The organism is Rhizobium sp. Leaf371, assembly GCF_001424045.1.
GTDB lineage: Bacteria > Pseudomonadota > Alphaproteobacteria > Rhizobiales > Rhizobiaceae > Ferranicluibacter.
Genome location: NZ_LMQB01000001.1, coordinates 104,910 through 118,113 on the forward strand (window position 1 = coordinate 104,910; position 13,204 = coordinate 118,113).

The 13,204-nt window shown below is 64.8% G+C and carries 13 protein-coding genes; 5 read left to right on the forward strand and 8 right to left on the reverse strand.

The features are described 5' to 3' along the window. Positions 1 to 52: 52 nt before the first annotated feature. Positions 53 to 1,426, reverse strand: coding sequence for a TIGR03808 family TAT-translocated repetitive protein (locus tag ASG39_RS00410; protein WP_062591765.1), 1,374 nt, complete (start codon positions 1,424 to 1,426; stop codon positions 53 to 55). 139 nt (positions 1,427 to 1,565) lie between these two features. On the opposite strand from ASG39_RS00410, the gene ASG39_RS00415 reads away from it, so the two are divergent. After that, positions 1,566 to 3,872, forward strand: a complete 2,307-nt coding sequence (locus ASG39_RS00415) for an EAL domain-containing protein (RefSeq protein WP_156468008.1) — start codon at positions 1,566 to 1,568, stop codon at positions 3,870 to 3,872. A 304-nt stretch (positions 3,873 to 4,176) separates the two neighbouring features. Then, complete coding sequence (locus ASG39_RS00420) at positions 4,177 to 4,956, forward strand: L,D-transpeptidase (RefSeq protein WP_062593256.1); 780 nt, start codon at positions 4,177 to 4,179, stop codon at positions 4,954 to 4,956. Positions 4,957 to 5,041: 85 nt separating this feature from the next. On the opposite strand, the gene ASG39_RS00425 is transcribed toward ASG39_RS00420, so the two are convergent. From ASG39_RS00425 to ASG39_RS00435, 3 genes are all read right to left on the reverse strand, one after another. After that, positions 5,042 to 5,440: a response regulator gene (locus tag ASG39_RS00425; RefSeq protein ID WP_062591769.1), complete on the reverse strand. Its 399-nt coding sequence runs from the start codon at positions 5,438 to 5,440 to the stop codon at positions 5,042 to 5,044. Further along, the gene (locus ASG39_RS00430; protein WP_156467966.1) at positions 5,437 to 7,395 is read right to left on the reverse strand and encodes a PAS domain-containing sensor histidine kinase; all 1,959 of its coding nucleotides are present in this window, start codon (positions 7,393 to 7,395) and stop codon (positions 5,437 to 5,439) included. Before ASG39_RS00430 ends, ASG39_RS00425 begins: the two co-directional genes overlap by 4 nt. A 142-nt stretch (positions 7,396 to 7,537) precedes the next feature. Continuing rightward, entirely contained in the window at positions 7,538 to 8,053 is a 516-nt protein-coding gene (locus ASG39_RS00435; RefSeq protein ID WP_082476798.1) for a MarR family transcriptional regulator, read from the reverse strand. Between the two features lie 139 nt (positions 8,054 to 8,192). Between ASG39_RS00435 and ASG39_RS00440 the strand changes: the two genes are divergently transcribed. Both ASG39_RS00440 and ASG39_RS00445 read left to right on the forward strand, forming a co-directional pair. After that, positions 8,193 to 8,615: an organic hydroperoxide resistance protein gene (locus tag ASG39_RS00440; protein WP_062476814.1), complete on the forward strand. Its 423-nt coding sequence runs from the start codon at positions 8,193 to 8,195 to the stop codon at positions 8,613 to 8,615. Between the two features lie 193 nt (positions 8,616 to 8,808). Next, complete coding sequence (locus ASG39_RS00445; RefSeq protein ID WP_062591774.1) at positions 8,809 to 9,597, forward strand: VOC family protein; 789 nt, start codon at positions 8,809 to 8,811, stop codon at positions 9,595 to 9,597. 136 nt (positions 9,598 to 9,733) lie between these two features. Here the strand turns inward: ASG39_RS00445 and ASG39_RS00450 are convergent, their stop codons facing one another. Beyond that, a complete protein-coding gene (locus ASG39_RS00450) occupies positions 9,734 to 10,366 on the reverse strand; it encodes a LysE family translocator (protein ID WP_062591776.1) in 633 nt (210 codons plus the stop codon). A gap of 123 nt (positions 10,367 to 10,489) precedes the next feature. Here ASG39_RS00450 and ASG39_RS00455 point away from each other — a divergent pair, with 123 nt between their 5' ends. Next, positions 10,490 to 10,798: a hypothetical protein gene (locus ASG39_RS00455; protein ID WP_156467967.1), complete on the forward strand. Its 309-nt coding sequence runs from the start codon at positions 10,490 to 10,492 to the stop codon at positions 10,796 to 10,798. On the opposite strand, the gene ASG39_RS00460 is transcribed toward ASG39_RS00455, so the two are convergent. The 3 genes from ASG39_RS00460 to ASG39_RS00470 form a co-directional block, all read right to left on the reverse strand. Next, positions 10,776 to 11,531: an amino acid ABC transporter ATP-binding protein gene (locus ASG39_RS00460; RefSeq protein ID WP_062591780.1), complete on the reverse strand. Its 756-nt coding sequence runs from the start codon at positions 11,529 to 11,531 to the stop codon at positions 10,776 to 10,778. The genes ASG39_RS00455 and ASG39_RS00460 overlap by 23 nt on opposite strands. Next, the gene (locus ASG39_RS00465) at positions 11,528 to 12,208 is read right to left on the reverse strand and encodes an amino acid ABC transporter permease (protein WP_062591782.1); all 681 of its coding nucleotides are present in this window, start codon (positions 12,206 to 12,208) and stop codon (positions 11,528 to 11,530) included. The genes ASG39_RS00460 and ASG39_RS00465 overlap by 4 nt, the downstream gene beginning before the upstream one ends. A 135-nt stretch (positions 12,209 to 12,343) precedes the next feature. After that, positions 12,344 to 13,117, reverse strand: a complete 774-nt coding sequence (locus ASG39_RS00470; RefSeq protein WP_062591784.1) for an amino acid ABC transporter substrate-binding protein — start codon at positions 13,115 to 13,117, stop codon at positions 12,344 to 12,346. Between the last annotated feature and the right edge of the window lie 87 nt (positions 13,118 to 13,204).

Genomic DNA, 13,204 nt, shown 5'->3' on the forward strand with positions numbered 1-13,204 from the left:
AAGGAAGACGGGCGCGCTGATACGAACATGATTGTTGCTGATGGGTCGCGCCTCAGACCCGGCGGTTTCCCGAGAGCGTCAGATGCGGGAAGGTTTTGGCTGCCCCGTCCACCAGTTCCGCGCTGGCCTTCTCGGTCCAGCGATAGCCGAGGACGGCATCTCCGACGCTTTCGAACAGATTGTCGGCGATGAGCGCCGTGCCGGCGCCGTCCGCAACCGTGACGCCGCAGCCGAGCGGCGCGACGCGGACGATGTTGCCGGTCACCGAGACATTGCGCAGGTAGGGGCCCCAGCCGATCATCAGCGCCCAGCGCGCCACCTTCTCGATGACGTTGCCGGTGATCACGGTGTCCGCCTCCGCCGAAATGCCGTAGCCGAAGCCGGCGCCATCGGAGACGTAGGGGGCGATGCCGGTGATGTCGCGGATGATGTTCTGCCCGACGGTCGCGAGCCGGCCGCCGGCGTCGAAGTTGACGATCGCGATGCCGTTGGCGGCGGTGTCGACGACGTTGCCGGTCACGATGGCGCCCTCGAACCCGAATTCGGAATAGATCGCGGTTTCGCCGGAGCGCAGGCACTGGTTGGCCGAGATCAGCACATTGTTGGCCGCGTTGGCGCGAATGGCGGAGAGGGCGCAGTCGGACACGTGGTTGCCGGAGACGACGACGTCGCCTGCACGGAAGATGTTGATGCCGTTGCCAGTCTGCCCGGTGCCGCCAGCGAGCGACGCGATGCGCGCGACGCGGTTGCCCGAAACCAGCGTTCCGTCCGGACCTGTTTGCGACCGGTGGACGAGAATGCCGCCATTGCCGCAGTCGGCGACGATATTGCCGGTGATCGACAGGCCGGTGCTGTCGGTGGCGAAGATGCCGACGCCCTGGGGGCCTGCGATATCGTTGTCGCGAATGCGCCCGCCGCAGCGTCGAAGGTTGAGGCCGTGACCGCGCGTGCGGCCCGAGATCGCACAATTGTCGATCGTCAGCCGCGCAATGCCGGCGAGGTCCACGAGGCCGCTGCCGGGGTCGCCCGACAGGTCTTCGGCTGCGATCGTCAATCCCGTCAGCGTCAGGCCCGTTAGCGTGAGGCGGGCGAGGTTCTCGGCGATCAGAACGGGGCCGTCTCCCGATGCGATCAGACGCGTGGCACCCGGCGTGCCGGCAAGCGTGAGGCCGTCCGGAAGCGTGATCTGGGAGAGCCGGTAATCGCCCGGCGGCAGCAGGACGGGCAAGCGGCGCTCTGCGGCTTCGGCGAGAAGGGCCCGGAACGCCTTGGACTGGTCGGCGCGCCGGCCGGGCCGAACGCCGAAGTCGGTAGCATCGAGCGCGCCGCGAAAACCGTCGGGCAGCGAGGAAGCGCCCGCGCGCCGGCCTGCGAGCGCGACCGGCAGGCCGGCGAGAGCAAAAAACAGGGTGCGGCGGGTGGTCATGTCTCTCCGGAAGATCTAGCCTGTTACAGGGCTTGTTTAGGGAAGAATAACTTCTTTCCTTTAGCACTTCGTATCGACAGCGCGCGCCAATGACTGGCGGGAGATGGCCTTGACCAAAACGAACCTTCGCGGACGCGGCATGATCCCCGGAAGTCCTCCGGGTGACGAGGATACGCAGCGCCTGATCGAGGCGACGCGCCGGCTGGCCAATGAAGCGGCCCGTCTCTATGGCCCGCGCACCGACATCGCCGAACGCCATTACTGGCTGGAGACGATGGTCAACCATATTCCCGATTACATCTATGCCAAGGATCTGCAGGGCCGCTTTCTCATCGCCAACGAGGCGACCGTGCGCGACAACGGCTTTGCCGAGATGCACCAGATCGTGGGTCTCACCGATTTCGACCTCCACGCCGAAGACGTCGCGGCCCGGATCGCCGATGGTGAAAGGCAGGTTATCGCCAGCGGCGAGCCGATCATCGGCCTGGAGGAACGGGCAGCCGTCGACAAGGGCAACGAACGCTGGCTGATGACGTCGAAGGTGCCGCTGCGCGACAAGCTCGGCCGGACGATCGGCACCGTCGGCGTCTCCCGGGACATCACCGACCGCAAGCGGGCCGAGCAGCTGATGATCGGCCAGACGCGCGTTCTGGAGATGATCGCCAAGGACACGCCTCTCGAGGATCTCTTCCACGAACTGATCCTGATGATCGAAGCGCATGTGCCGGGCGTCCAGGGGTCCATCTACATGCTGACGGAGGACGGGCAGCGGCTGCTGAAGGGCGTCGCCCCCGGTCTCGACCCGGCCTACACGGCGGCGCTGGAAGGCTTTCCGATCGGTCCGAACAGCGGCTCCTGCGGCACGGCTGCCTATCGCGGCGAGCCGGTCTTCGTCGGCGATATCCTCACCGACCCGCTTTGGGCGCCCTATGTCGATTTCGTGCGGCCTTTCGCGTTTCGGGCCTGCTGGGCCGCGCCGCTCCTGTCCTTTCACGGCAAGGTGCTCGGCACCTTCGCGCTCTACTCCAAGACCGCCGGCCTGCCGGCAGACCCGGTTCGCGACCTGATCGCCATGGCCGCGCGCCTCGCGGCGATCGCCATCGAGCGGCGGGAGGCGGCCGAGCGCATCCATTTCATGGCGCATCACGACGCGCTCACCGGCCTGCCCAACCGCGTCATGCTCGACGGACAGATGGAACGGGCGATGCTGGATGCGCGCCAGAAGGGCGAGTGGGTGGCGCTGGCCTTCCTCGATCTCGACAATTTCAAGCTCGTCAATGACAGCCTCGGCCATACGGCCGGCGACGAGCTGCTGCGCACCGTCGCGCAGCGGATGAGCCTCTGCGTGCGCCAGGGCGACATGATCATCCGTGTCGGCGGCGACGAGTTCATCATTCTGCTCACCGGCCTGCAGGCCGACCGGGAGCTGGTTCTTGCGCGGTTCGAGGGTATTCGCGGCGCGATCGCCCGTCCGATGACGCTGGCCGGGCAGACCCTGCAGGTCACCTGCAGCATGGGCGTCGTGTGCTATCCGGAGCAGGGCGAGAGTACGGGCGAGCTGCTGGCCAATGCGGATGCCGCCATGTATCGGGCGAAGGCCTTCGGGCGAAACAACCTCAAGCTCTTCTCGTCGGAGATGGCGGATGCGGCGCTTGCCAAGCTGGTGCGCGTCGAAGCCCTGCGGCAGGCGCTGGAGCAGAGCGAATTCGTGCTGCACTACCAGCCGCAGCTCGATCTCGCCTCGGGCCGCATCTTTGCGGCTGAAGCGCTTCTGCGCTGGGACCATCCGGAACACGGCCTGATCTCGCCGGCCGAATTCGTGCCGCTGGCCGAGGAAACCGGGCTGATCGTCGAGATCGGCGAATGGGTTCTCGATGCCGCCTGTCGCCAGAACCGGGCCTGGCAGGATGCGGGGCTCCCGAACCTCATCGTCAGCGTCAACGTCTCGGCCCGCCAGTTCGCAGAAAAGGCCTGGGTCTCCCGCGTCGCCCGGACGCTGGCCGAAACCGGGCTCGACCCGCGATTCCTGGAGCTCGAGCTGACCGAAAGCCTGATCATGCAGGACGTGCCCCAGGCGATCGCCACCATGCACGAGCTGGAAGCGCTCGGCGTGCGGCTCGCCATCGACGATTTCGGCACCGGTTATTCCAGCCTGAGCGCGCTCAAGCGCTTTCCCGTCAGCCGCCTGAAGATCGATCGGTCCTTCGTGAAGGATATTCCCGACGACGAGGACGACATGGCGATCACGGCGGCGATCATCTCGCTCGCGCAGAAGCTCAAGCTCGACGTGATCGCCGAGGGCGTCGAAACGCAGGAGCAGCTCGATTTCCTGCGCGCTTCCGGCTGCAACGAAATCCAGGGCTACTGGGTCAGCCGGCCGCTGCCGCCGGCCGCCTTCGTCTCGCAGCTTTGCCGGGACACGGCGCTGGGCGCTCCGAGCGTCTGATAGGGCGACCTCCGTGCCTTTTAAGCTTCGCTTGGCAAACCTCGCTTGGCAAGCCTCGCGCCAGCACCTCCCTGCCATAAAGGGCGACAACCGCCGACAGCGGATGGATGCAAAGTTGCAACGGTCCTAAAAAACCCTGCAGGGCCTGCTGTTCCTCCGTTTGTCGCGCACTAGCTAGGCTGTTGTGCTCCATGAAGCCGAAGGCACGGTTCCGTTCTCCCAGCGGTCCGGTGCGGTCGGCCAAACGGACCATGATCGTCGCGTCAACCGGAAGTCCGCCCCCATGAGCCCGCTCAAGCCTCCGATGTCCCCTCTGTCCCGCCGGCAGTTTCTGAACCTGAGCGGCGTGGCTGCTGCCACGGCTGCCCTGTCGGCCTGCAACTACACGTCCAACACCGCCAGCTTCAATGCCGAGACCCGGCCGTATTTCCGCAATCCGGAGTTCGACAATCGTTTCGCTCCGGCCAATGGCGGTTACGCGACCTTCGGCCAGCCCCAGAATGCCGCCTACATGACGGGCCTGCCGCCGCAGTCCGCCTATGCCGCCAGCATCTACGGCCCCGTGGTCGATGACGGCTTCGCCATTCCCGCCGTGCCCTATCAGGAGATCGATCCGCGCTTCTACCGCCAGGAAGTGGCCGATCCCTTCGGAGAGGCGCCGGGCACGATCATCGTCGATACGCAGGATCGGTTTCTCTACCTGACCGAGCCGGGCGGACGGGCGATGCGCTACGGCGTCGGCATCGGGCGCGAGGGCTTTGCCTGGTCCGGCCGCGGCGTCATCCAGTGGAAGCAGAAATGGCCGCGCTGGAAGCCACCGAACGAAATGGTCGCGCGTCAGCCGCATCTCGCCGCCTATTCGATCGAGAACGGCGGCATGGAGCCCGGCCTCTCCAATCCGCTGGGCGCGCGCGCCATGTACATCTTCAAGGATGGGCAGGATACGCTCTACCGCCTGCACGGCTCGCCGGAATGGCAGTCGATCGGCAAGGCCGTCTCGTCCGGCTGCGTTCGCCTGATCAACCAGGATGTCATCGATCTCTACGATCGCGTGCGGACGAAATCGCCGATCCTCGTCGTCTGATCGTCGGCGTCCGTCCGGAGGTTATAAATTTCTCGACCTGGCACAAGACCGGCGGCTTCGCCGGTTTTTTCTCGGCGGCTCGGCGTCAGTGCCGGCCTGTCTCGATGATGTCGGCCAGCGCCTTGAGATTGTCCGAGGTCAGCGGCTTTTCGAAATACCGTTTCACGAAGTCGTATTGCAGCGCCTTGTTCCGGTCCGTGCCGAGGTGCGAACTGGTCAGCATCACCACGAGCGGTGCAGGGCCGTCGAGCCCCCGGGCGAAATCGCGCGCATAGGTCTCCAGAAATTCGAAACCGTTCATGACCGGCATGTTGATGTCGAGGATGATCGCGTCCGGCTGTTCCCGGCGCAGCATCTCCAGCCCCTCGCGGCCGTTGAGCGCCTGCACGACCTTGATCGTCGGGTCGAAGCGCTGGATCGTATAGCCGCAGATGAAGAGATCCGTCTCATCGTCGTCGATGATCAGGAGGGAGCCTATGGTCATGCGTCGTTCCTCTGGGGCAATCGTATGACAAATTGGCTGCCTTTGTCGAGCCGGACGTAGGCCACGGTGCCGCCGAGATGCTCGGCGCTCTTTCTGACGATGTAGAGGCCGAGACCGCTGCCGTCGGCGCGGGAGGGGTGGAAGCGCTTGAACATCTGGAACAGGTTCGTCTCGTCCCCAGGGTCGAGCCCGAGGCCGTTGTCGGAAATGCGCAGGTCCAGCCATCCGTCGCGCGCCATGGCGGCGTCGATCGCGACGCGGCGCGCGCCCTCGTCGGGGTCTGCATATTTGATGGCGTTCGAGATGAGATTGTCGAGGATCATGCGCAGGCGCGCAGGCTTGGTGCGGATGGTGAGGTCGTCTGCGACATCGACCGTAAACGACACCTGCCGGGCGGGATCGATGAAGCGCAGGCGCTCGATCGTTTCCTCGACGGCAGACAGCAGGGGAACCGCCGTCACGGGCTCGTCCAGCAGGCGGCTGCGCTTCAGCTGGATGATGTTCTCGATCAGTCCGTCGAGTTTCTGAAGGCCGCGCTCGATCCGCTCAATAACCGGCGTCATCTGCGCCGTCGGGGTCTTGAGGCCGATCATGTCGCGCATGATGGTGGTGAGGCCGATGGAGGAGGCGATCGGCGCCCGCAGATCGTGGGAGGTGCGGTAGGCGAATTCCTCAAGCTCGGCATTGGCTTCGAGGATTTCCTGTTCGTGCCGTTTCCGCTGGGAGATATCGCGGATGATGCCGCTGTAGAGCACCGTGCGATCGAGCTCGATGCGGGCGACCGAAAGGTCGAGCGGGAAGCGGGTGCCGCTGCGGCGCATGCCCTCGGTCTCCCGGGCGGAGCAGGCGATCTCGGTGCTCTCGACGTCGCTGCCTGATGCCGGCAGGAAGCCGGGAATGAGGGCGCGGACGTCATGGCCGAGCATGTCCTCGGTGCGATAGCCGAAGATCGTTTCCATGGCATGGTTGGTCGAGAGGATCTGGCCGCCTGCGTCGATGGTGACGATCCCGTCTGCGGCGGTATCGATGATCGCGCTCAGGCGCTCCTGGCTTTCGCGCAGCTTCAGGGCGATGCCGCGATAGCTCTGCGCGTTGCGAAAGGCATAGACGATCAGGCCGGCATAGACGATGCCGGAAACGACCAGAAGCCCGGCGAGGATTGCCTGGGAGGCCGGTTTGCCCTGGGGATCGATGCTGATCGTCGCGCCCGTCCCCTCGAAGGCATCCTGCAGGTCGAGCAAGGTCAGAAGCAGGAGGAGCAGATAGCTCGCCGCACCGAGCATGGCGGCGATGGTCGCGGCGTCGTAGTCGAGCTCCTCGACCCGCAGGAAGATCATGGGCAGGGCGAGGGCTGCAAAACAGAGCGCGGTGTGCGGCGACATATGGCCGTAGCGGGGCCAGTCGCTTTCTGTCACCAGCTGGAGCCCGTAGCCGAGCAGCGTCGCGGCAGCCGTCATGAAGACGGTCGCGGCGAAGACGATGCGCAGGAGCGTCGGCTTGCCGGTGAGGGCGCTGACGAGGATGCAGATGCCGAGAAGGGCGAAGGAGAGCGCCGTGCCGCTCGCCAGATGTCCGGGATAGGGCGATGTCTGGCGGAAGGGATCGAGCATCAGCCGATCGAGCGGGTGCCCCGTCAAGAGGATCGGCTCCAGCAGGAAGACGAGGCCGATGAGCACCACGACGATCGACAGGATGGCCGCAACCCGGCCCCTCTCGTGCAGGAGAGCGACAACGGCGAAGCCGATCAGAACGAAACTGACGGCGGTGTTGAACTGCATGCGGAAGAGAATGGGGAGGGTGTCGGCGAGGAAGCCGACCTTCAGGAGCCAGAGAGCGCCGATGCCGAGGCCGACGGCGACGCAGAACCAGGCCGCCGCCATCCCGGCCATGTGCCAGCCTCGCTTCTGCCGTGGCAGCGCGACGGGATCGACCGACGAGGACCGTTTCCGGGTCACGTCACGGTCTTGCGCGCCAATCGGCCGCAACGACCCGTGCTCATCCATCGCGTGCGCGCGAACCATCCCTCCAGGTCACCCTCCGCTTCCCCTTGCACCACCAGAGATCACGGCCGGCGGGCGTCGTCAACGCATCCTTACTCTAAAGCGCGTCGTCGGCCGATATCGCGGGGTCGCTCGGCCGGGACAGGCGGTCGGTCAGCGCTTCCAGGACGGTTCGCAGCGCCTCGGCCTCGCCGGTGCTGCACCCGATCGCGCTGCCGATGGCCGTCTGCACATGGCCGGCCTCCGCCTGCAGGGCTTCGCCCTTCCCGGTCAGCGCGATGTTGACCTGCCGCTCGTCCTTGCGGTCGCGCGTGCGGCTGACCAGGCCGGCGGCGTCGAGCCGCTTGAGGAGCGGGGACAGCGTGCCGGAATCGAGCCCCAGCTGCTCCCCGATCTGCTTCACCGTCATAACCCTGTGCTCCCACAATGCGAGAAGCACGAGATATTGCGGGTAGGTCAGGCCGAAGCGGTCGAGCAGCGGTTTGTAGGTCCGGTTGAAGGCGTGGGACAGCGAATAGACCGCGAAGCAAAGCTGGTCTTCGAGCGGCAAGGGAATGCTGAAAGACACCGCCTGTGCCGCCTTCTCCGTCCCGTCTGCCGTCCGCTTTTTCATGCTGTGAACCTACAGGAAGCGACGGAAAATTGCAATTTGCAAAATTGGATTGCGTGCAATTGAATTGTGCGTTATAAAGGCCGGGAAGACGGAAGTTCTTCTTCACGAAACGCGTCGAAAGCGACGACAGGAGACCCCAATGGCTATTCTCTACACCACCAAAGCTTCTGCGACCGGCGGCCGTGCAGGTCGCGCCGTGTCCGAAAACGGCGTGCTCGACGTCGTCCTGACCGTTCCGAAGGAACTCGGTGGCGATGGCGCCACGGGCACGAACCCCGAGCAGCTCTTCGCGGCCGGCTATTCCGCCTGCTTCCTCGGTGCTCTCAAGAATGTAGCGGGCAAGGAAAAGATCAAGGTTCCGGAAGAGACCAAGGTCACGGCGACGGTCGGCATCGGCCCGCGCGACGATGGTACCGGCTTCGGCATCGACGTCTCCCTGCTCGTCGACATCCCCGGCCTCGACCGCGAAACCGCAGAACGGCTGGTCGCTGCCGCCCATATCGTCTGCCCCTACAGCCATGCCATGCGCACATCGACGGAAGTGCCGGTCAAGGTGGCCTGACAGGCCGGCTGAGGCGATCGCCGACAGGCGAGACCAAATCGAGAGGGTGGAGACGGCGCGTCCGTTTCCACCCTTTTTCGGTTGATACGTTCTCATTCTCTTACATAATTCGCGTCACGCGTGTGGATTTGATCGTGACACAGAAGGATGCCATCATGCCCGTGCGAAGCACGATGAATGCGAAGAGGGCAGAATGTCGGAAGAGCATGGAAAATTCATCTGGACGGAACTGATGACGAACGATCGGGAGGCGGCGGGTGCGTTCTACCGCACGGTTGTCGGCTGGACCACGGTCGAAATGTCGGATTATGATTACACGGTTTTCGAGGCGGCCCGGCCGGATGGCGATGGGCGGGCCGGCATTGCCGGCATGATGCGCGTACCGCCGGAGCTGCTGGCGGAAAACGTTCCGCCGAACTGGACGGCCTATGTGTCCGTTTCCGACTGCGATGCCACGGTGGCGAAGGTTGCGGCGCTCGGCGGCACGATCCGGCGGCCACCGGAAGATATCCCCGAGATCGGGCGTTTCGCCGTCATCGCCGATCCGCACGGGGCCGTGCTCTGTATCATGACGCCGGTGCCGATGGACGTTCCGCCGCGGCCGATCCCGCCGACGTCGCCCGGGCAGTTCGGTTGGTACGAGCTCTATGCCGATGATTGCGAAGCCGCCTTTGCCTTCTATGCGGAGGTCTTCGGCTGGACGGTCGATCACGACATGGATATGGGCGAGCTCGGCATCTACAGGATCTTTGCCCATGACGGGCAGGTCGTCGGCGGCATGATGACCCGCATGCCGCAAATGCAGAAGGCATTCTGGGCCGCCTACATCACGGTCGACAGGCTCGACGCGGCCGTCTCCCGCCTCGTGTCCGGCGGCGGCAGCGTCCTCAACGGCCCGATGGAGGTTCCGGGCCCGGCCTATATCGTCAACGCCGTCGATCCGCAGGGCGCGTTTTTCTCGCTGGTGGCAGCCGAGCGGTAGACGACGCCGGCGTCCGCGATATCGCTCACGAATGGGGTCCGGACGTCGTTCCGTTCGGGCCTTTGCGGCCCGCGTCCAGCAGGGCCTGCGAGCGCGGTTTGGAGAGCGATGTCGTCATAAGCGTTCCGGGCGCACCTCAGCGCCGGGCTTCGGTCGCCATGCGCACGGCGAGACCGGCCAGCACCGTTCCCATGATCCAGCGCTGGACGGTGGCGAAACCCGGCTTGGCGATGAGGAATTTCGAGATCGAGCCGGCGGAGAAGGACATCGTGGCGTTCACCGCAACGCTGACGACGATCTGCACCGATCCAAGGACAAGCGCCTGAACGAGCACGCTGCCATTGCCGGGATGAATGAATTGCGGCAGCAGCGAGAGGTACATGACGGCGATCTTCGGATTGAGAACGCTGGTGGCAAAGCCCATGAGAAAAAGTTTTCGCGGGCTGTCCTTCGGCAGGTTCCGGACCTGAAAAGGGGACCCTCCACCGGGACGCACGGCCTGCCATGCGAGCCAGAGCAGGTAGATGGCGCCGGCGAAGCGCAAGGCGTCATAGGCATAGGGCACGGCGAGCATCAGCGCCGTGAGGCCGAAGGCGGCGCAGAGGAGATAGACGACGAAGCCGAGCGCGACGCCGCCAAGCGAGATCAGGCCGGCCGCGGGGCCCTGGCAGATCGACCGGGAAACGAGATAGACCATGTTCGGCCCCGGCGTCAGAGCCATGCCCAGAGCGATGAGCATGAAGCCGATCAGGCTGTTGATATCCGGCATGCGCGCCTCCTTCAGCGATGGGTTGCAAGACCGTAGACGCAGCACCTTGCGAAAGGAAGACCTCCCACCGGGCTCTGTCCGCGTGCTACCTTGGGCCCGGGATGTACGGGAGACACGGGAAACATGCCTGTATTGGGCGCGCTCTGGCGGGGAGAGATCGACGCCGTCGAATTTCATGTCGATGGCGGCTACCGCTTCGTCGTGCATCGCAACGTGTTTCGAACGCTGCGCGGATCGTCTGCGGCCGGGGATGTCTGCGTCGCGTTCGCCGAGGCGCATGGGGACGCGTTTCTCGCGGCCGCCGCCGCGCGCATCGCTTCTGCGCCATCGGAAACGACCCGCGCATTCCATCTCAACAGCCGGCAGGTTCGACGCGCCATGGAGGGCGCGCCGAGCGTGGATTCGGGTCTTACAGAACCTGGGCCGCGCTGATCGACGAGACGAATTGGCGGGTGCGCTGGTGTTGCGGCGTGTCGAAGACCGTCCGTGCCGGGCCCGCCTCGACGATATCGCCGGCCTGGAGAAAGATGACCTGATCGGCAAGCCGGGAGGCGAGGCGCAGATCATGCGTTGCCATGACCATGGTGGTGCCTTCGCGTGCCAGCGTTCCCAGTACGTCCACCACTTCGGCCGCAAGCTCCGGATCGAGTGCGGAGGTCGGCTCGTCGCAGAGCAGGACGCGCGGCGAGGGGGCGAGCGCCCGGGCGATGGCCACGCGCTGCTGTTGCCCGCCCGAAAGCGTAGCCGGCCAGGCCTCTGCCTTTTCCGCCATGCCGACCTTCGTCAGAAGCTCCATCGCGCGGGTGCGGGCCTTGTCGGCCGGCCATTTCAGCACGGTGGTCAGGCTCTCCATCACGTTCTCGATGGCGGTGCGATGCGGGAAGAGCTGGAAATTCTGGAACACCATGCCGGTCTGCTGGCGGATCTTCTGGATGTCGTGCCAGCCCGGCTTCTTGCCCTTTTCGAAACGCGTTTCCTCGCTGCCGATGCGGATGGCGCCGGCGCTCGGGATTTCGAGCAGGTTGATACAGCGCAGCAGGGTGCTCTTGCCGCCGCCCGAGGGGCCGATCAGCGCGGTCACGCTGCCTTCGGGGATCGTCAGGTTGATGTCCTTCAGGATCACGGCATCGCCGAAGCGTTTTTCGATGTGGCGAAGCTCGATCATCGGTTGGACTCCATCATGCCGCCATAGCGCGCGAACCGCCGCTCCAGCCGCACCTGCAGCGAGGACAGAACCGAACTCAGCGCGAGGTAGATCAGCGCCGCCTCGATATAGAGGATCAGGGGTTCGTAAGTCGTGGCGACGATCCGCTGGGCCGACTGAAACAGTTCCGGCACGGTGATCGCCGCCGCAAGAGAGGTGTCCTTGACCAGCGAGATGAACGTGTTCGACAGCGGCGGCACCGCCACGCGCGCCGCCTGCGGCAGGATGGTGCGCCGCATCGCCTGGTTCCAGGTCATGCCGATCGAATAGGCCGCTTCCCACTGACCCTTGGGAACCGAGGAGATGACGGCCCGGATGATTTCGGAACTATAGGCGCCGACATTCAGCGTGAAGCCGATCAGCGCTGCGGGAAAGGCATCGAGCAGGATGCCGATGCTCGGCAGGCCATAGAAGATCACGAACAGCTGGACGAGGAGCGGCGTTCCCCGGATGACCCAGACATAGAAGCGGGCGATCAGGGCAAGCGGCGTCGGCGCGAACAGGCGCGTCACGGCCGTAATCAGCCCGAGGATCGCGCCGAGGAAAAAGGAGAGGAGGGTGAGGGGGACCGTAAACTTCGCACCCGCCCACAGAAGCGTGGGGAGCGAATCGATCATGAGTTGCAGCCAGTGCGGCACGTTATCTCCTCAACGGCGCGATGCCGAAACAAGCATGTCCGGCGAACCCCCAGGGGTTCGCCGGACATGCTTTCCGTGTGTAAGATCGCATTGCCGGCCGGCGAAGCAAAGAGGCTTTGCCGGACAAGGCGGTGTTTAGCGCGAGACGTCCTGGCCGAAATATTTGTCGGAGATCGTCTTGTAGGTCCCGTCGGCCTTGATGTCGGCCAGGGCCTTGTTGATTGCGGCGAGAAGTTCCGGCTCGCCCTTGCGGATGATGATGCCGGAGTAATCGGCATTTTCCTGTTCCGCGGCAATCTTCACCGGCGCGTCCGGCTTCTGCTTCTTGAAGTCGAGGAAGGACAGGCTGTCATTGACCGTCGCGTCGGCCCGGCGCGTCAGCACCAGCTGGATCGACTGGTCGAAACCGTCGGTGCCGACCAGTTCGGCGCCGGCGCTCTGGGCGATCTTGCCAAAGTTGCTGCTCAGCGACTGTGCCGAGGTCTTGCCCTTCAGGTCGGCGAAACCCTTGATGTCGTCATTGTCCTGACGGACGATCAGCACGGCCTTGGAGGCGATATAGGGCTCGGAGAAGTCGTACTTCTGCCTGCGCGCGTCGGTGATGCCGACCTGGTTGATGACCGTATCATAGCGCCCGGCGTCGATGCCGGCGATCAGCCCGTCCCATTTGCCTTCGATGAACTCCGCCTTGACGCCGAGCTTGGCGGCCACGGCCTCGCCGATCTCGACGTCGAAGCCCACCAGCTTGCCGCCGGCATCGTGGAAGGTGAAGGGCGCGTAGGTTCCTTCCGTGCCGATCTTCAGCACGCCGGCCGTCTTGATGGCCGAAAGGTTTTCGCCGGCAAGCGCCGGTGCAAGGGCAGCGGCGTGAAGAATGGCGGCGGTGGCGATGGTCTTGAGCCAGTTCATGGTGTCTTGCGTCCTTCTGAAGCGATGTCGGTCGTCTCGGCACGATGGCCGGCCAAGCTCTCTCATCGCAGGAAATAGGCGCGATGG